The sequence below is a fragment of the Streptomyces sp. bgisy100 genome (assembly GCF_057709105.1).
The window spans coordinates 195780-213805 of sequence record NZ_JBYITE010000005.1 but is presented as its reverse complement, the minus strand read 5'-3'; the positions used below and the strand labels follow the sequence as shown (position 1 = coordinate 213805).

Annotated in this window: 13 protein-coding genes and 1 pseudogene; 1 reads left to right on the top strand and 13 read right to left on the bottom strand. The window is 73.8% G+C overall.

What is annotated here, in order from left to right; all coding sequences use genetic code 11:
* The 5 genes from AC3EQ1_RS05965 to AC3EQ1_RS05945 all read right to left on the bottom strand — a co-directional run.
* Positions 1-218 (bottom strand): DUF397 domain-containing protein (locus tag AC3EQ1_RS05965; RefSeq protein ID WP_432093200.1); only part of this gene is annotated, 218 nt, incomplete at its 3' end.
* A 74-nt stretch (positions 219-292) separates the two neighbouring features.
* Positions 293-1459 (bottom strand): thiolase domain-containing protein, encoded by a 1167-nt coding sequence (locus tag AC3EQ1_RS05960; RefSeq protein WP_432093199.1) that lies wholly within the window; start codon positions 1457-1459, stop codon positions 293-295.
* Positions 1456-2520: a thiolase domain-containing protein gene (locus tag AC3EQ1_RS05955; RefSeq protein ID WP_432093198.1), complete on the bottom strand. Its 1065-nt coding sequence runs from the start codon at positions 2518-2520 to the stop codon at positions 1456-1458. Before AC3EQ1_RS05955 ends, AC3EQ1_RS05960 begins: the two co-directional genes overlap by 4 nt.
* A complete protein-coding gene (locus AC3EQ1_RS05950; RefSeq protein WP_432093197.1) occupies positions 2517-3494 on the bottom strand; it encodes an OB-fold nucleic acid binding domain-containing protein in 978 nt (325 codons plus the stop codon). The genes AC3EQ1_RS05955 and AC3EQ1_RS05950 overlap by 4 nt, the downstream gene beginning before the upstream one ends.
* Positions 3495-3535: 41 nt before the next feature.
* On the bottom strand, positions 3536-4333 hold the full coding sequence (locus tag AC3EQ1_RS05945) for a crotonase/enoyl-CoA hydratase family protein (protein WP_432093209.1): 798 nt from the start codon (positions 4331-4333) through the stop codon (positions 3536-3538).
* 324 nt (positions 4334-4657) lie between these two features.
* Between AC3EQ1_RS05945 and AC3EQ1_RS05940 the strand changes: the two genes are divergently transcribed.
* On the top strand, positions 4658-6280 hold the full coding sequence (locus AC3EQ1_RS05940) for an acyl-CoA synthetase (RefSeq protein WP_432093196.1): 1623 nt from the start codon (positions 4658-4660) through the stop codon (positions 6278-6280).
* A 180-nt stretch (positions 6281-6460) separates the two neighbouring features.
* On the opposite strand, the pseudogene AC3EQ1_RS05935 reads toward AC3EQ1_RS05940, so the two are convergent.
* The 8 genes and pseudogenes from AC3EQ1_RS05935 to AC3EQ1_RS05900 form a co-directional block, all read right to left on the bottom strand.
* Positions 6461-7002 (bottom strand): annotated as a pseudogene (locus AC3EQ1_RS05935) (type 1 glutamine amidotransferase domain-containing protein).
* A 194-nt stretch (positions 7003-7196) separates the two neighbouring features.
* A complete protein-coding gene (locus tag AC3EQ1_RS05930; RefSeq protein ID WP_432093195.1) occupies positions 7197-7775 on the bottom strand; it encodes a VOC family protein in 579 nt (192 codons plus the stop codon).
* Positions 7776-7946: 171 nt separating this feature from the next.
* Positions 7947-9449 carry an acyl-CoA synthetase gene (locus tag AC3EQ1_RS05925; protein ID WP_432093194.1) on the bottom strand — a complete coding sequence of 501 codons (1503 nt, stop codon included), beginning with the start codon at positions 9447-9449 and terminating at the stop codon, positions 7947-7949.
* A gap of 172 nt (positions 9450-9621) precedes the next feature.
* A complete protein-coding gene (locus AC3EQ1_RS05920) occupies positions 9622-10512 on the bottom strand; it encodes an SMI1/KNR4 family protein (protein WP_432093193.1) in 891 nt (296 codons plus the stop codon).
* A gap of 108 nt (positions 10513-10620) precedes the next feature.
* Positions 10621-12171, bottom strand: a complete 1551-nt coding sequence (locus tag AC3EQ1_RS05915) for an acyl-CoA synthetase (RefSeq protein ID WP_432093192.1) — start codon at positions 12169-12171, stop codon at positions 10621-10623.
* A 209-nt stretch (positions 12172-12380) separates the two neighbouring features.
* A complete protein-coding gene (locus AC3EQ1_RS05910) occupies positions 12381-13484 on the bottom strand; it encodes an NAD(P)H-dependent flavin oxidoreductase (protein ID WP_432093191.1) in 1104 nt (367 codons plus the stop codon).
* Between the two features lie 120 nt (positions 13485-13604).
* Complete coding sequence (locus AC3EQ1_RS05905; RefSeq protein WP_432093190.1) at positions 13605-15161, bottom strand: phytoene desaturase family protein; 1557 nt, start codon at positions 15159-15161, stop codon at positions 13605-13607.
* 239 nt (positions 15162-15400) lie between these two features.
* Positions 15401-17731: a serine/threonine-protein kinase gene (locus tag AC3EQ1_RS05900; RefSeq protein WP_432093189.1), complete on the bottom strand. Its 2331-nt coding sequence runs from the start codon at positions 17729-17731 to the stop codon at positions 15401-15403.
* Positions 17732-18026 lie beyond the last annotated feature (295 nt).

The window sequence follows — 18026 nt, the reverse complement described above, 5'->3', positions numbered from 1 at the left end:
TCCCGGGCGCCGAGGACGAAGGCGCGCCACTCCGCCGGTGTGAAGATCAGCGCCGGGCCCTCCGGGTTGCGGCCGTCCCGCATCGCGATGTAGCCCTCGATGAAGGCGATCTGGACATCACCCGTCCCCTGGCTGCTGGACTGCCACTCGGCGTTGCTCAGGTCGAGCTGAGGCTTCTTGAATCCTGCCGGCGCCTGCTGTGTGGTGCTGTCGGCCACGTCCGTGCTCCTCCCGGTTCGTCTGCCCGGTCAGCCTAGCGATCGTCACCGGTGGCGCACAGGCCGTGCGCACATCAGGACCGGGGCGGCTCGGAGCCGACCAGCCACATGGCGAAGAACTGGGAGCCGCCGCCGTACGCGTGTCCGAGCGCCGTGCGGGCGCCCGCCACTTGGTGCTCCCCCGCCCGGCCTCGCACCTGGAGCGCCGCCTCGGCGAAGCGGATCATGCCGGAGGCCCCGATGGGGTTGGTGGAGAGCACTCCGCCCGAGGGGTTGACCGGCAGGTCGCCGTCGAGTTCGGTGGCGCCCGACTCGGTGAGCTTCCAGCCCTCCCCCTCGGCGGCGAAGCCGAGGTTCTCCAGCCACATGGGTTCGTACCAGGAGAACGGCACGTACATCTCGACCGCGTCGATCTCCCGGCGCGGGTCGGTGATGCCCGCCTGCCGGTAGACGTCCGCCGCGCAGTCCTTGCCGGCCTGCGGGGAGACGAAGTCCTTCCCGGCGAACATCGTGGGCTCGCTGCGCATCGCCCCGCCGTGCACCCAGGCCGGCGGGTGCGGGGCGCGCCGGGCGCCGGCCCGGTCGGTGAGGACCATGGCGCAGGCGCCGTCCGAGGAGGGGCAGGTCTCGGAGTAGCGGACGGGGTCCCAGAGCATCGGGGAGGACTGCACCTTCTCCAGGGTGAGCCCGGTCTCGTGGAGGTGCGCGTAGGGGTTCTTGAGCGCGTTGCGCCGGTCCTTGTAGGCCACCAGCGCGCCGACGGCGGACGGCGCGCCGGATCGGCGCATGTACGCCCGTACGTGCGGGGCGAAGAAGCCGCCCGCCCCCGCCAGCAGCGGCTGCTGGAAGGGGATCGGGAGCGAAAGCCCCCACATGGCGTTGGATTCGGACTGCTTCTCGAAGGCGAGGGTGAGGACGGTGCGGTGGACCCGGGCGGCGACGAGCCCGCCGGCGACCAGGGCCGTGGAGCCGCCCACGGAACCCGCGGTGTGCACCCGGAGCATCGGCTTGCCGACGGCGCCGAGGGCGTCGGCGAGGAACAGCTCCGGCATCATGACGCCCTCGAAGAAGTCGGGGGCCTTGCCGATGACGACGGCGTCGATGTCGGCCCAGTCCAGCCCGGCGTCGGCCAGGGCGCGGACGGCGGCCTCCCGGACCAGTCCGGCCAGCGACACGTCGTGCCGGGCCGCGACGTGTTTCGTCTGGCCGATGCCGACGACGGCCACGGGTTCTCGGGTCATCCCTCGGCTCCTTCGAGGACGGCGACCAGGTTCTGCTGGAGGCAGGGTCCGGAGGTGGCGTGGGCCAGGGCGCGGTCGGACGTCCCGCGGTGGATGCGGGCGGCGGCCTCGCCGAGGCGGACCAGACCGGCGGCCATCACCGGGTGGGCGGCGAGCGCGCCGCCGGAGGGGTTCACGGTCACCGTGCCGTCCAGCCGCAGGGCCTTGCGGAGCACGACCTCCTGGGAGGTGAAGGGGGCGTGGATCTCGGCGGTGTCGACGGGCCGTTCGAAGGCTCCGGCCCGCTCGGCGGCGAGCCGGGCGGAGGGCGAGTCGGTCAGGTCGCGCACCCCGAGGCTGTGGGCCTCGATGCGGTGGTCCATGCCGCGGATCCAGGCGGGGCGGGGACACAGCCGCCGCGCGGTGGCTCCGGCGGCGAGGACGACGGCGGCCGCGCCGTCGCTCACCGGGGGTACGTCGTGCCGGCGCAGCGGCCGCACCAGGTACTCCTCGGCGAGCAGCCCCTCCGGCGGCGGCGAACCGGTGAGCTGGGCGTGCGGGTTGTCGCGGGCCGCGGTGCGGCTGCGGGCGGCGATTCCGGCCAGGGCCCGCTCGTCGGTGTCGCCGGCGTCGATCAGCGCCTGGGCCTGGAGGGCGGCCAGGGAGACGGCGTCCGGCCAGAGCGGTGCCACGTAGTACGGGTCGAGCTGACGGGTGAGCACGTCCCGGAGTTCGCCCGGGGAGGACTTCCCCCAGGCGTAGACGAGTGCGGTGTCCGCCTCGCCGGTGAGCAGCCGGACCCAGGCCTCGTACAGGGCCCAGGCGCCGTCCGTCTCGACGTGCGACTCGGAGATCGGCGGCCAGGCGCCGACCCCGTCGAGGGCCATGGTGAACGAGAAGGCCCGCCCGGCGAGGTAGTCGCTGGAGCCGGAGCAGGTGAAGTCGATCTCCCCGGTCCGCAGGTCCACCTGGCGCAGGACGTCCTCCAGGACCGGGATCAGCATCTCCACCTCGGAGACGTCGGCGGTGCTGCGCCGGTGGTCGGTCTGGGCGAAGGCGACGATGGCCACGTCCCGCGTCACAGCAGCTCCCGGTAGGTGTCGTAGGCGGCGTCGGGTTCGCCGGTGGGGCGATAGTGGTCGGGGTGCCGGCTGCCCTCGGTCCAGACGGGTTCGACGCGCAGCCCCATCCGTACCCGGTCGTACGGGATGCCGCCGATGCGGCCGTGAAGGGCGAGGTCGGCGCCGTCCAGGGCGATGTGGGCGTAGACGTAGGGCACCTCGATGTCGAGGTTCTTCGCCTTGATGTTGACGATGCAGAAGGTGGTGACGGTGCCGCGGGGGCCCACCTCGACCTGCTCGCCGGTGGCGACACCGCAGGTGGGGCAGGCTCCGCGGGGCGGGACGTAGACCTTCCGGCAGGCCGGGCACCGCTCCCCGACGATCCGCCGGCCGGCGAGCGCGGCCAGATGGCGGCTCTGCGCGCGGCCGGGGGCGTAGGTGTAGTCGAGCCGGGCGGGGGCGACGATGCCGGTGACCGGATCGTCGAACACGCCGTCGTGCGGGACGGGTCCGGCCGCTTCCGGGGTGACGCCGGGTCCGGTGTCCGGGGCGGGTTCGAAGCAGGCGATGTCGGTGATGGCGCCGGTGCGCTCCGCGGCCCAGCGGATGCGGACCCGCAGTCCGGTGCGGACGTGCTCCGGCCCCGGGACGTCGAGGGCGTGCAGCAGCGCGGTGTCGGCGCCGTCGAGCCGGACGAGCACCCAGGCGAAGGGCCGGTCGAGGGGGCCGGCCCGGCGGGGCTGCGGGTTCCAGGCCCAGGTGGTGACGGTTCCGGTGGTGCCGACCTCGACGAGTTCGCGCAGCTCGGCGGCGGTGACGGGGTCGTACTCGGCGGGCGGGACGAGGATCCGGCCGCCCTCCGTGCGCGCCCCGAGGACGGTGCGCTCGCGGAGGCCGGTGAGGAACGCGCCGCGGACGGGGCCGAGGGAGCGGGTGAAGGGGAACTCGAGGACCAGCGGGGCGCTCAGCACCTCGGGGCCGGGGGTGGACGGCATGGCGTGGCTCCTTCCAGGGGCCGGTGCCGGAGGGCCGGTCGTCAGGCCCGCCGGAAGACGGGGGGCCGCTTCTCGGCGAAGGCCCGGGAGCCCTCCTTCGCGTCGGCGGTGCCGAAGACGGGCCAGCCGAGCTCGAATTCGCGTCGCAGGGCCTCGGTCTCGCCGAGCTCCGCGGCCTCGTGGACGGACGCCTTGACGGCCTCCACGGCGAGCGGGCCGTTGGCGTTGATCAGTTCGGCGGTCTCCAGGGCCCGTTCCAGCGCGGTGCCGTCCGGGACGACATGGCCGATCAGGCCGATCCGTTCGGCCTCGGCGGCGCTGTACGGACGGCCGGTGAGCAGCATCTCCAGGGCGTGGGTGCGGGGGATCTGCCGCGGCAGGCGGACGGTGGAGCCGCCGATCGGGAAGAGTCCGCGCCGGACCTCGAAGAGGCCGAAGGTGGCGCTCTCGCCCGCGATCCGGATGTCGGTGCCCTGGAGGATCTCGGTGCCGCCGGCGACGCAGGGGCCCTCCACCGCGGCGATGACCGGCTTGCGGGGGCGGTGGTGCCGGAGCAGGGCCTTCCAGTGCAGATCGGGGTCGGCCTTCATCCGGTCCCGGTACCGATCGCCGCCGGAGCCGTCGCCGGCCAGGGACTTGAGGTCCATGCCGGCGCAGAAGGCTCCGCCGGAGCCGGTCAGCACCACCGACCGGATGTCATCGTCCGCGTCCGCCGCCAGCCAGCCGTCGTACAGGCCGACCAGCATGGGGAGCGACAGGGCGTTCCGGGCCTCCGGCCGGTTCAGGGTGAGCACCAGGGTGGCGCCTTCGCGCCGCTCGGTGAGGTGTTCCGTCTCCACGCCCACGGCTTCCTCCTGTCGTCGGCCCGTGGCCGGGCCGGGGTCGGGGCGCGCCGGCCGGTCGCTCGCCGGACGCGGTGCGGCGGGCCGGCGCGGCGCCGCGGAATCGGGTCCGCGGGGTGGTGTCCGGCACCGGCGGGAACCGCCCGCCCCGCCGCGCCGGCGCGGCACCGGAACAGGGTGCAGGAAGCGGAGAGCCAGTTCAAGAGATTTCTGACTATCAGTCAGATTTCTTGGGCGGCGCTCTTCCCCCCTCCGGCGCCGGGCGCTCTAATGACCGCCGGGCCGCGGGCTCGAACGTCGCCGCCGGGGCGAGGAGGAGATGTGGAGTACAACCTTGCCGACCTGTTCGAGTCGGTCGTGGACGCCGTCCCGGACCGCGAGGCCCTGGTGTACGCGGACCAACCCGGCACCGGCGCGGAGCGGCGCCTGACCTATGCCGAGCTGGATGCCGCAGCCAACCGGCTCGGCCACCATCTCCTGGACCGGGGGATCGGCCCCGGCGACCATGTCGGCCTGCACCTGTACAACGGCGTGGCCTACGTCCAGACGCTGCTGGCCTGCCTGAAGATCCGCGCGGTGCCGGTGAACGTCAACTACCGGTACGTCGAGGAGGAGTTGGTCTACCTCTACCGGGACGCCGGTCTGGCGGCCCTCGTCTTCGACGGGGAGTTCGGTGCGCGGGTGGCGGCCGCACTGCCGCGGACGCCGTCGCTGCGCCACCGGATCCGGGTCGGCGGGAGCGCCGAGGAGGCCGACTGGCCGGGCGGCCCGCCGGTGCCGTTCGACGAGGCGGTGGCGTCCGGGGACCCGGGGCGGGGGTTCGGTCCGCGGTCCGGGGACGACCGGTTCATCATCTACACCGGCGGCACCACGGGCATGCCCAAGGGCGTGCTGTGGCGGCAGGAGGATCTCTTCTTCGCCGGCATGGGCGGCGGCGCGCCGACCGGCAGGCCGGTGTCCCGGCCGGAGGAGCTGGCCGAGCGGGTCGCGGCGGGCGGCGCGGGGCTGGTCTTCTTCCCGACCGCGCCGCTGATGCACGGCACGTCCACCCTCACGGCCTTCATCGCGTTCCACTTCGGCCAGAAGGTGGTGCTGCACCGGAAGTTCGTACCCGAGGAGGTGCTGCGCACGGTGGAGCGGGAGCGCGTCACCAGTGTCTCCCTGGTCGGTGACGCGATGCTGCGGCCGCTGGTCGACGCGCTGTCCGGGCCGCTGAAGGGGACCGACTGCACATCGCTGCTGAGCGTCAGCAGCTCCGGCGCGATCCTCTCCGAGACGGTGCGGGCCCGGTTCCGGGAGCTGGTGCCGCACACGCTGCTGCTCAACAACTTCGGTTCGTCCGAGTCGGGTTTCAACGGCACCGCCACCGAGGACGCGGGGCCGGAGCGGGGCTTCCGGTTACGGGTCGGCCCGACGACGACCGTGGTGGACCCGGCCACCCATGAGCGGGTACTGCCGGGCGAGCCGGGACGGATCGCCCAGCGCGGCCATGTCCCGCTCGGATACCACAACGATCCGCGGAAGACGGCCGAGACGTTCTTCGAGGCGGACGGGGCGCGCTGGGTCCTGCTCGGGGACATGGCGACCCTGGACGAGGACGGGGTGCTGACGGTCCTCGGCCGCGGCTCGCAGTGCATCAACACCGGGGGCGAGAAGGTCTATCCGGAAGAGGTCGAGCAGGCCCTGAAGGCGCACCCCGATGTGTACGACGCTCTGGTCACGGGCGTACCGGACCCCCGGTGGGGGCACCGGGTGGCCGCTGTGGTGGAACTCCGGGAAGGGGCCGCGGAGCCGACGCTGGAGGAGATCCAGCAGCACTGCCGCACCCGGCTGGCCGGGTACAAGATCCCGCGCGGCCTGGTCGTCACGGCACGGATACAGCGGTCACCCAGCGGAAAGGCGGACTACCGGTGGGCGCGCGCCGTGGCGGGCGGTGGCGGCTGAGCGGGCGGGGTGCCCGCGAGGCCTGTCCGCGGCTCGGCGCCGGGCCGGGCCGGCCGCGCCGGGACGAGCGCGGCGCGACCGGGCACGGCGAGACCGGGCACGGCCGACGGGGTCCCCGGAGACGGGCCGGTCGGCTCGGCTCCCGGGTCGGGGACTGCCGGGGAAGAGGCCCCGGGCGGCTCAGCTCGCGACCTTGGAGAACTCTGCCGTGAAGGCCCGCACGAAGGCCTTCAGGTCCCCCGGCCGCCGACTGGTGACCAACGTGTTCGGGCCGTCGGCGCAGACCCGCGCCTCCTCGTCGACCCAGGTGCCACCGGCGTTGCGGATGTCGGTTCGCACGCTCGGCCAGGAGGTGAGGGTGCGCCCGCGCACCACATCGGCTTCGACCAGCACCCACGGCGCGTGACAGATCGCCGCGACGGGCTTGCGGTCGTCGAAGAAGCCCTTCACGAACGCCACGGCCTGCGGATCGAGCCGCAGGAAGTCGGGGTTGGCGACCCCGCCGGGGAGCACCAGGCCGTCGTACTCGGCGACCGTGACCTCGGAGACCGTCCGGTCGACCGGGAAGGTGTCCGCCTTGTCGAGGTGGTCGAAGGCCTGGATCCGGCCGGTCCTGGTGGAGACGAGTTCGGGGGTGCCCCCGCGTCGGTCACGGCCTGCCACGGTTCGGTCAGCTCGACCTGCTCGACGCCTTCGGGGGCCACAAGGAAGGCGACCTTCACGTTCGTCACGTCCTCTCGGCTCGTCGTGCTGCTCGACGTGCCGGGCCGAATTGCTCGGCACGGGTGCCGCACGCCCCCTCGACTTCCCGGACATACGTGGATGAAACAAAACCTCACGGTGCGAGGCGACACGACCGCGGCCGGGCAAGGCCCGCACCCGGACGCCCGACGCCTCACCCGCTGTCCCCGCCGGATCACCCCCGGTCGGGACCCGCTCCCCCGTCAGCCCCGGTCGCGTCGTCCGCCCCGGCCGCCTCGTCGACCAGCGTGGATCCCTCGAACACGCCGAGCCGCTCCCGGTAGAGCTCGATCGGCACCCCGTTCGGGTCGTGCAGATAGAGGCTGTCCTCCACGCCCCGGTCCGGGCCCAGATACTCGACGCCGGCGGCGTCGAGCGCTTCCCGCGCCGCCGTGTACTGGGTGTCGCTGACCGAGAGCGCCAGGTGCTGGACGCCGCCGACGGTCTCGGTGAACGGCGGGTGTTCGTGCCCGGGGAAGTCGAAGAACCCGAGCAGGTTGCCGTGGCCGATGTCGAAGAAGAAGTGCGTGGAGCCGCGGTAGTCGCGGTTCTCCACGATCTCGACCAGGGGGAAGCCGAGGAACTCCTGGTGGAAGCGGATCGTCTCCTCGACGTCCCGGCAGATGAAGGCGATGTGGTGGATGCCGCGTGCTGTGGCGACCGGCCGGTTCCGGCGGCCGTGGAGGTACCGGGCCCGCAATTCCTCACGGTGCGCGCGCACCCGCTCCAGCGCGGCTCCCTCGGGCTGAGGCATGTCCTGGTCCTCCTGGCGGTACTCAGTGGTTGATTGGTCCTTCAACCATTAAGCCGCTTCTGCCCACGAACCGGAAGGCCCACCGCCGGGTGACGCCGCAATCCGGCCGGTGATCACCCGAGGCCGGGAATCCGCAGGCCGACGGCGGTGTCGCCCGTCGGCCCGCGTCGTTCAGCCGGCGGCGAACCGGTCCCGCAGCTCGCGCTTGAGGATCTTGCCGCTGGCGTTCCGGGGCAGTTCGTCCACGAGGAAGACCCGTTTCGGCGCCTTGAAGTGGGCGAGCCGCTCCCGGGCGTGGTCGACGAGCCGCTGCGGCTCGATGTCACCGCGCGGGACGACCACCGCCGTGACGCACTCGATCCACCGGTCGTCGGGGAGTCCGATCACGGCCACCTCGGCGACCTGCGGATGCTGGTACAGCACGTCCTCGACCTGGCGCGAAGCGACCAGCACTCCCCCGGAGTTGATCACGTCCTTCACCCGGTCGACGACGGTCAGATAGCCCTCCGCGTCCCGGACGGCCAGGTCACCCGAGCGGAACCAGCCGTCCCGGAAGGCCTCGGCCGTCTCCTCCGGCTTCTCCCAGTAGCCCTCGCAGAGCTGCGGGGAACGGTAGACGACCTCACCGGGTGTGCCGTCGGGCACGTCCTCCCCCGCCGCGTCCACCACCCGGGCCTCCACGAACAGGACCGGACGGCCACAGGAATCCATCCGGCCGTCGTGCTCCTCCGGCCGCAGCACGGTGGCGAGGGGTCCGATCTCGCTCTGCCCGAAGCAGTTGTAGAAGGCGAGCCCGGGGAGGCGGTCGCGCAGCCGCTCCAGCACCGGCACGGGCATGACCGACGCCCCGTAGTACGCCTTGCGCAGCGCCGACAGATCACGGTCCGCGAAGTCCGGGTGCCCGGAGAGCGCGATCCAGACGGTGGGCGGCGCGAACAGGCTGTCCGCCCGGCCCGCCGCCACCAGGTCGAGGAGCGTGGCGGGATCCGGTCCGTCGACGACGGTGTTCTCCGCGCCGACCGCCAGATACGGCATCAGGAACACGTGCATCTGCGCGGAGTGGTAGAGCGGCAGGGCGTGCGCCGGCCGGTCCGTCTCGCGCAGATCGAGCGCGGTGATCGCGCTGACGTACGCGTGGACCAGGGCGCGGTGCGTCATCATCGCGCCCTTGGGCAGCGCCGTGGTGCCCGAGGTGTAGAGCAGTTGGGCGAGGTCCTCGGTGCCGGGCGGCGGATCCGCGAGATACGGCCGCGCCGTGCGGAGCCGGGCGAGCAGGGAGTCGTCGGTATCGCGCAGCGGCATTACGGCGAAGCCGTCGGGGACGGCGGGCGCCGTGCCGGGGTCGGCCAGCACCAGGGCGCTGCCCGACTGCTCCAGGATGTACCGCAGATCCTCACCGGTGAGGTGGTGGTTGACCGGTACGTGCACCAGCCCGGCACGGGCGCAGGCCAGGAAACCGATCAGGTAGGCGTCGGAGTTGTGCCCGTAGGACGCGACCCGGTCACCGGTCCCGAGCCCGTGCTCGCGCAGGACACCGGCCGCCGCCGAGACCGCCTCGTCCAGCTCGCGGTAGGTCCAGGAACGGGGGCCGTACCGCAGGGCGGTGCGGTACGGCACGCGCCGGGCGCTGCGCCGCAGGACGCCGTCGACTGTGCTGCTGTGTACACCGGTCATGGGCGTGATCCTGTGGCGCGAGCCGGGTGCGGTCAAGGCACCGGGCCGGATCCACGAGTTGGCCCGTGAAGGCCTTCACAGGCAACAGCTGACAGCGGGACGGCGTCGGCGCTCCGGCGCACCGCTGTCCTGTCCCGCGGGTCCACCGGCCGCTCTTCGACCGGTCGGGCACTCAGTGGGTCAGGGGATCCGCGTGGGGTCCGGGACAGGGGTCCGGGACGGGGTCCCAGGACGAGGTGCCGTGAACGGTGCCGAACGACTGGACGGCGCACCCCATGCGGTCGACGGCGGTGAGGACGGCGTCCCGGGCCGCTTCGCTGTCGGCGGGCGGGAAGGCGACGCGGAGTTGGTGCGCGTAGGCCGTCTCGTACGTCAGCTGCCAGCCGGTTCCGGTGACGATGAAGTGGTCCTGCCGGCCGCCGTTGTATTCATAGGCGCCCCGGTCCGCGGTGGGGGCGAGTGCGTCGCGCAGGATCCGCAGACGCTCGGGGTAGGGGAGGTTTCCCTCGTCCAGCTGGATGTAGATGTGATCGTGTTCGACCGCCGCGTCGAACCAGGGCGCGATGTCCGCCTCACGGGAGAGGAGTTCGGAGGTGAGACGGCCACTGAGCCATCCGTCGAGGAACGCGGCGGCCCCGCAGTCGAAGCGTTCGTAGTCGCTGTCGCGTGACCAGATCACCACCGGCCAGGACTCGGGCGGGCCGTCGGTCAGCCAGCACACCTGCCCCGCGTCTTCGGTCACGGCCCAGGTGAGCAGCCCGCCCGGTTCCGGGAAGAAGGGGTACGGGTGCTGCTCGGGCCAGCGCTCACGCATCGGGCCGAAGACCTCCTGGAGGTCCGCTTCGAGCCGCACCGGGTTGTCGTCACCGAAGGGTGTGCACAGGCACAGCGCGCCCCAGAGGTCACCGCGGCCGTACGTCTCCACCAGCTGCTTGTAGTCGTCCGGCAGGCGGGTTCCGAGCCCCCGCTCCGTATCGCCCCAGTCGCCGCGCCCGTTGACCGCTTCGGCGGGCGGCGGTACCCGTTCGACGATACGGGCGAGGGAACCCGCTGCATTGATCATGTACACACCTTAGGCCGGGACATACGCCCCTGGCGTACCCGGCTCCGTAGCCGGGCCGGACCCTCGACCGCGGCTCCGGAGGTACGCCGAGGCGCGGGGACCGGCCCGTCAGACCGCCCGTTCCCGCCCCTCCCAGTACGGCTCGCGCAGCCGCCGCTTGTAGAGCTTGCCGTTGGGGTCGCGGGGCATAGTGGTGACGAAGTCCACGGAGCGGGGGCGCTTGTAGCGGGCGAGGCGCTCCTCGCAGTGGACGAGGAGGGACGCGGCCAGCTCCTCCCCCGGCCGGTGGCCGTCCGCGGGTTCGACGACCGCCTTGACCTCCTCACCCCAGTCGTCGTGCGGGATGCCGAAGACGGCGGCGTCCGCGACGGCCGGGTGGGAGAGGAGGGCGGCCTCGATCTCCGCGGGGTAGATGTTGACCCCGCCCGAGATGATCATGTCGATCTTGCGGTCGCGGAGGTAGAGGTAACCGTCCTCGTCGAGGTAGCCGAGGTCGCCGACGGTGAAGAAGTCGCCGATGCGGTTCTTCAGCGTCTTCTGTTCGTCGCGGTGGTAGCTGAAGCCGCCGGTGGTCATCCGCATGTAGACGGTGCCCAGTTGCCCTGCCGTCAGCCGGTTCCCGTCGTCGTCGAAGACCGCCAGTTCGCTGATGGGCCAGGCGCGGCCGACGGTGCCCGGCTTCTTGAGCCAGTCCTCGGCGGTGGCGAAGGCCCCGCCGCCCTCGCTCGCCGCGTAGTACTCCTCGACGCAGGTCCCCCACCAGTCGATCATTGCCCGCTTGACGTGCTCGGGGCAGGGGGCGGCCCCGTGGATGGCGTGCCGCATCGAGGAGACGTCGTAGGTGTTCCGGACCTCCTCGGGCAGGGCGAGGAGCCGGTGGAACTGGGTCGGCACCATGTGAGTGTGGGTGCACCGGTGACGGTCGATCAGCCGCAGCATCTCCTCCGGACGCCAGCCGTCCATGACCACCAGCCGGTGGCCGAGGTGCAGCGACGCGCCCGCGAACTGCAGGACGGCGGTGTGGTAGAGCGGCGAGCACACCAGGTGGACGTTGTCGCCGAAGGGCTCGATGCCGAAGATGCCGAGGAAGCCGCCGAGGTACGCCTCCTCGGGCGGCCGGCCCGGGAGGGGCCGGCGGATGCCGCGGGGGCGGCCGGTGGTGCCGGAGGTGTAGTTCATGACCCAGCCGAGGGTGCGGTCCGCGGGCGGCTCGGGCGACTGGCCGTCGAGGAGATCCCGGTACGGCCGGAAGCCGTCGACGGTGCCGACCGCGTAACGCTCCCCGGCCGGCAGTCCCGCCTCGTCGGCGGCGCGCGAGGCCTGCTCCCCGAACCGCTCGTGGGCGATCAGGACCCGGGCCCCGGAATCGGCGACGATCCAGGCGATCTCCGGGCCGACCAGGTGGTGGTTGACCGGAACGAGGTACAGCCCGGCCTGGCTGGCGGCGAGGAACGCCGTGAGGAGCTCGGGTCCGTTGGGGAGTACGGCGGCGAAGGCGTCGCCCCGGCGCAGCCCCGCCGCGCGGAGCCCGTGCACCAGCCGGTTCGCCGCCGCATGCAGCTCCGCCGCAGTCCATTCCGCGCCGTCCGGGGCGACCAGGACCGTGCGGTCCGGGTCCGCGGTGGCCTGGGCCCAGAAGCCCTGGGGTGCCGGGGTCATGGTGCTCCTCCTCGCGTCGGGTCGGGGCCTTGCGTCAGGTCGGGGCCTTGCGTCGGGGCTTTGCGTCGGGGCCTTGCGTCGGGGCCTTGCGTCGGGGCGAGGTCTCGTGCCGAGTGCCTCGTGCCGGTGGGAAGGGTGCGCGTCGGGCGGAGCGGCGCACCGGGAAGGGCGGGGACGGATGCCTGCCGGGATCAGGGCCGGACGGCGCGTCAGACGCGTCCGGCGATGCGCTGGACGCGGTCGACGGCGCGCTCGAATCCACGGGTGAGGTCGTCGAAGACGGCCTGGACGCGGCGCTCGGAGGTCATCTGACCGACGATCTGGCCGACGGGCGTGCCGAGCAGCGACTCGACCTCGTAGCGCTGGATGCGGGAGACCGCCTCGGCGACCAGCAGCCCCTGGAGCGGCATCGGGAGCGCACCGGGGCCGGCGGGGTCGTCCCAGGCGTCGGTCCACTCGGTGCGCAGCTGGCGGGCCGGTTTCCCGGTGAGGGCCCGGGAGCGGACGGTGTCGCCGGATCCGGCGGCCAGCAGCTTGCGCGTCAGGGCGCGGGAGCGGAGCCGGGCCTCCCGGGTGGTCAGCCAGATCGAGCCCAGCCACACCCCCTGGGCGCCGAGGGCCAGTCCGGCGGCGATCTGTTCGCCGGTGCCGATGCCCCCGGCGGCGAGCACGGGCAGCGGGTCGACCGCCTTGACGACCTCGGGGGTGAGCACCATCGAGGCGATCTCCCCGGTGTGGCCGCCCGCTTCGTACCCCTGGGCGACGACGACGTCGATGCCGGCCTCCGCGTGGCGTTCGGCGTGCCGGGCGCTGCCCGCCAGCGCCGCGACGAGGATTCCGTGGTTGTGCGCGCGGCGGACGACGTCGGGCGGCGGGGAGCCGAGGGCGTTGGCGAGGAGCCGTACCGGGTAGTCCAGGGCGACGTCCAGCTGGGAGCGGGCCACGTGTTCCATCCAGCCGGTGATCCGCCAGCCGGACGCCTCGCCCTCGGGGAGCTCGGGGACGCCGTGCTGGGCGAGGGTGTCCCGGACGAACCGGCGGTGGGCGTCCGGGATCATGTCCTCGATGTCGGCCTCGGTGACGCCGTCCACCGCGCGGGCGGGCATGACCACGTCGATGCCGTAGGGCTTGCCGTCGGTGTGCTTCTGCATCCAGTCCAGGTCGCGGGCGAGCTCGTCCGGGGCGCCGTACCGGACCACGCCGAGCACCCCGAGGCCTCCCGCGCGGGTGATCGCGGCGGCCACCGCGGGGAACGGCGTGAAGCCGAAGATGGCGTGCTCCACGCCCAGTCTCTTGCTCAGCTCCGTCTCCATGGGGCGCAGGATGCCGCAGGGCGACGGCCGAGGGAAGAGATTTTCTGATGCAGTGTCAGTTTTCTTGGCGGGTGCGGCGGATCCGCCGGAGGGCGCCCCTCCGGCGGCGCCCCGGCGGGGTCACTCCCCCAGCGCCGCCATGGCCGCGTTGTGCCCCGGGATCCCGCTGACCCCGCCGCCGCGCACCGCTCCCGCGCCGCAGAGCAGCACATTGGCGTGCCCGGTCTCCACGCCCCACCGGCCGGTCTCCCCGGTGGCGTACGGGAAGGCGAGGTCCCGGTGGAAGATGTTCCCGCGGGGCAGGCCCAGGTCCCGTTCCAGGTCCAGCGGGGTCTTCGCCTCGATGCAGGGCCGGCCGTCGGCGTCGGTGGCCAGGCAGTCGGCGACCGGCTCGTCGAGGCAGGCGTCGAGCTGGGCGAGGGTGGACTTCAGGAGGTCCTCGCGCACCGCGTCGTGGTCCCGCTCGAACAGCCCCGCCGGGGTGTGCAGTCCGAACAGGGTCAGCGTCTGGTACCCCTGCTCGACCAGCTCCGGCCCCAGGATCGAGGGGTCGGTCAGGGAATGGCAGTAGATCTCCGACGGCGGGGCGGCCGGCGCTTCCCCGGCCGCGGCCTGCCGGTAGGCCGTCGCCAACTGCTCGTATCCCTCGGCGATGTGGAAGGTCCCGGCGAACGCCTCACGGGGGTCGACGTCCCGGTCGCGCAGCCGGGGCAGCCGGCGCAGCAGCATGTTCACCTTCAGCTGCGCGCCCTCGGCGCGGGGGGCCGGGGGTTCGTCGCCGAGGAGTTCGGCCAGGGTGCGGGGGGACGCGTTGACGAGGACCTGCGCCGCGGCCACGGTGCCCTCCCGGTCGGGTCCGCGGTACGTCACCTCCGCGCGGGTGCCGTCGGTGGCGATGCCGGTCGCCTCGTGTCCGGTGACGATCTCGGCTCCGGCGGCGCGGGCGGCGTCGGCCAGTGCGTCGGTGAGGGCTCCCATGCCGCCGACCGGGACGTCCCAGTCGCCGGTGCCGCCGCCGATGACGTGGTAGAGGAAGCAGCGGTTCTGCCGCAGGGACGCGTCGTGCGCGTCGGCGAAGGTGCCGATCAGCGCGTCGGTGAGGACGACCCCGCGCACCAGGTCGTCCCGGAACGTCTCCTCCACCACCCGGCCGAGCGGCTGCTCGAACAGGGCCTGCCAGGCCTGCTCGTCCGCGATCCGCTCCCGCAGCGCCTCACGGGTCGGCAGCGGCTCCGTCAGCGTGGGGAAGACCCGCTCGGCCAGCCGGGCCGTCCGGCCGTAGAAGTCCTCCCAGGCCGCGAACTCCCGGTCGGAGCCGGTGAGCCGGGCGAAGGCGGCACGGGTGCGCTCCCGGTCGCCGCTGTGCACCAGCAGCCCGGTGGCGCGCCCGCCCCGCTCGGCCGGGGTGTAGGAGGAGACGCTGCGCCTGCGGACCCGGAAGCGCAGCCCCAGGTCCCGGACGATCTTCTGCGGCAACAGGCTGACCAGGTACGAGTATCGGGAGAGCCGGGCGTCGACCCCCGGGAAGGGGCGGGTGGAGACGGCGGCGCCGCCGGTGCGGTCCAGGCGCTCCAGCACGAGCACGCTGCGGCCGGCCCGGGCCAGATAGGCGGCGGCGACGAGACCGTTGTGGCCTCCGCCGATGATCACTGCGTCGTACGTGTCCTTGGCGGCCATGCCTCTGCGTACCACGCCGTCGCCGCACCCGGCCAGAGCACGCGGGGGCGGGGCAGGCGGGCCGGCCGGGGCACTCCGGGCGGGGACGGCGGTGCGCGCCGGGCTGCCCGGCGGGGCTCCGGGCGGGGACGGGGCGAGGTGCTGGGGGCCGGGCCGGGCCAGGGCGTTCCGGGACGGGGCGGGGTGCCGGGGGCCGGGTCGGGACCGGGTGTTCCGGGACGAGGCCGGGCCGGGGCGGCTCAGAGCCCCGGGGTGCCCCGCTGCTGCCGCAGCACCGCGACCCGGCGGTAGAGGGCGACCGCCTCCTCGGAACGGCCGAGTTGCTCCAGGCAGTGGGCCTCGTCGTTCCTGCTGGTCAGGGCGTCGTGGTGGTCGGGGCCCAGCACGCGCTCCCGAGCGGCGGCCACCTCGCGGTAGACCGTCAGGGCGTCGTCCCAGCGGCCCAGCCAGCCCAGGCCAACGGCGACTTCGCGACGGCTGACCAGCGTGTCCGGGTGGTCCGGGCCCAGCACCCGCTCGCGCACCGCGCACACCTCCCGGGCCTCGGCGAGCGCGTCCTCCCAGCGGCCCAGGCGGCCGAGGTTGACGCCGCGGCCGTGCCGGGCCCGCAGCGTCTCGGGATCCTCGGGGCCGTGCGCCCGGGTGCGGTCGTCCACCAGGGCGTCATAGAGCTTCAGCGCCTCGGAGCTGCGGCCGAGCCGCCCCAGGCTGATGCCGACCTCGTACCGGGCGGCGAGCGTGTCGGGGTGCTCCGGGCCGAGCGCCTCGAGGCGGGCCCCGGCCACCTCGCGGTAGGTGAGCAGCGCCTCGTCCCAGCGGCCGAGTCGGCCCAGGACGTAGGCCACCTCGTACCGGGTGACCAGGGTGTCCGGGTGCTGCGGCCCCAGCACACGCTCCCGTGCGGCGGCCACCTCACGGGCCATGGTGTACGAGTCCTCCAGCCGGCCCAGCCGGCTCAGGTTGTAGGCGAGGTTGTGGCGGCAGCGCAGGGTGTCGGGGTGGTCGGCCCCCATGATGCGCTTCCGGGCGGCGAGCACGTCGCCGTACAGCTGGTGGGCCTCGAAGTGCCGGCCGAGCCGGCTGAGGGCGTACGCGCTCTCCTGCCGCGCGGCGAGTGTGTCCGGGTGTTCGGCGCCGAGGGTCCGCTCCCGGCCGGTGGCGACCCGGCCGAACTCGCGCAGCGCGTCACCGGGGCGGCCGAGTCTGCTGAGGGTGTAGCCGACCTCGTAGCGGCTGGCCAGGGTGTCGGGATGCTCCGGGCCGAGGACGTGCTCGCGCTCGGCGGCGACCGCCCGGTGCACCTCCCCGGCCTCCTCCCAGCGGCCCAGCCGGCTCAGGCTGAGGCCCGCGTTGTGCCGGCCGTGGAGCCCCGCCAGCAGTTGCGGCGACGGCGCCGACCGGTCCGGCAGCGGCGGGGACGTGGTGCGGGCGTCGGTGGACGCGGTCCACTCGCCGGTCAGCGCGGTCCACGCCGCGGGCAGGACGGTGCCGCGGCCGCCGTGGGCCCGGGAGCCGAGGGTCATGCCGTGCGCCCAGCCGGGGAGGCCCGGGGCGGCGGCCCACCCGCCCGGCGCTCCCGTCGCCACGGCGCCCACGCCGGCGTAGTCGGGGGCGGGGGCCCGGACGGCGGGGGCGGGGCGCACCTCCGGGGGCAGCACCCCGGTCCGGAGGAGACCGGGAGCGCCCAGCAGCGCGGTCGTCCCCGGACCGGGCCGGGGGTGGACGGCGGACAGGATCCGCTCCTCCAGCACGGCGGCGTCCCGGGGCCGGTGCCCGGGGTCCTTGGCGAGCAGGTCCAGCACGACGCGGTCGAGGAACTCGGGGATCTCCGGGCGGTGGGCCCGGAGTGGTTCGGGCACGGTGTCGCGGTGCCCCACCAGCACCGACCAGGCGTCCTCGAGGTCGAACGGCGGTGCCCCGGTGGCGATCTCGTACAGCACGCAGCCCAGCGAGTAGAGGTCGCTGCGGTGGTCCACACCGCCACCACCGGTGATCTGCTCGGGCGACATGTAGTGCGGCGTGCCCATGGCGATGCCGATACCGGTGAGCCGCCCGCTGAAGCCGATGTCGTCGCCGAGGCGGGCGATGCCGAAGTCGCATATCTTCACGGTTCCGTCGGCCAGCCGCATGATGTTCGCGGGCTTGAGGTCCCGGTGCACGATGCCCTGCCGGTGGGTGTAGGCGAGCGCGGCCGCCACCTGGCCGGCGATCTCCACGACCTCGGGAACGGCGAGCGGCCGCTGCCCGTTGTCCTGGAGCAGCTGGCTGAGATTGCGCCCGTCGAGGAGCTCCATGACGAGATAGAGAACGCCGTCGTCGTCCCCGAAGTCGTGGACGACGGTCACCCCGCGGTGCTGGAGCGCGGCCGCGACGCGCGCCTCGCGGCGGAAACGCTCGCGCAGCACCCGGGTGAAGGACTGGTCCTGGGGCGAACCCAGCGGTTTCAGACACTTGACGGCGACCCGGCGCCCCAGCGACTCGTCACGGGCGGCCCAGACCTCGCCCATACCGCCGCGCCCGATCCGGTCGAGCAGCCGGTACCGGCCGTGGATCAGCCTGCTGTCCCCCATTGCCTGCCGCCGCCCCCGTCAGTTCGCTGCACTCTCCCCGGTCCGTCCAGTATGGCGGCCGGTTCGCGGTGCTTGTAGGGCGACGTGCCGGTGGCCGGGCCCCGGCCGCGCGACGGCGCCGGCGACAGCGCCGACGGCGGCTTGCCGGCACACCCGGTTCCCGGCGGCCGTGATCCGCTTCCGGGCCCGCGGTTGACGGGTCCCGGTGCCGCGACCGGGGGCCGGAGGGACGGGGCGCCGACGGGCGCACGTCGGCAGGGCGCGGTGCGCGCGTGCTCCCGTGCGCCGCCGGAAC

Excerpts from the sequence above, each read along its gene's own strand:
- AC3EQ1_RS05920 (WP_432093193.1), bottom strand. The coding sequence starts at position 10,512 with ATGATCAATGCAGCGGGTTCCCTCGCCCGTATCGTCGAACGGGTACCG.
- AC3EQ1_RS05915 (WP_432093192.1), bottom strand. The coding sequence starts at position 12,171 with ATGACCCCGGCACCCCAGGGCTTCTGGGCCCAGGCCACCGCGGACCCG.
- AC3EQ1_RS05905 (WP_432093190.1), bottom strand. The coding sequence starts at position 15,161 with ATGGCCGCCAAGGACACGTACGACGCAGTGATCATCGGCGGAGGCCAC.
- AC3EQ1_RS05950 (WP_432093197.1), bottom strand. The coding sequence starts at position 3,494 with ATGCCGTCCACCCCCGGCCCCGAGGTGCTGAGCGCCCCGCTGGTCCTC.
- AC3EQ1_RS05960 (WP_432093199.1), bottom strand. The coding sequence starts at position 1,459 with ATGACCCGAGAACCCGTGGCCGTCGTCGGCATCGGCCAGACGAAACAC.
- AC3EQ1_RS05910 (WP_432093191.1), bottom strand. The coding sequence starts at position 13,484 with ATGGAGACGGAGCTGAGCAAGAGACTGGGCGTGGAGCACGCCATCTTC.
- AC3EQ1_RS05900 (WP_432093189.1), bottom strand. The coding sequence starts at position 17,731 with ATGGGGGACAGCAGGCTGATCCACGGCCGGTACCGGCTGCTCGACCGG.
- AC3EQ1_RS05930 (WP_432093195.1), bottom strand. The coding sequence starts at position 7,775 with ATGCCTCAGCCCGAGGGAGCCGCGCTGGAGCGGGTGCGCGCGCACCGT.
- AC3EQ1_RS05925 (WP_432093194.1), bottom strand. The coding sequence starts at position 9,449 with ATGACCGGTGTACACAGCAGCACAGTCGACGGCGTCCTGCGGCGCAGC.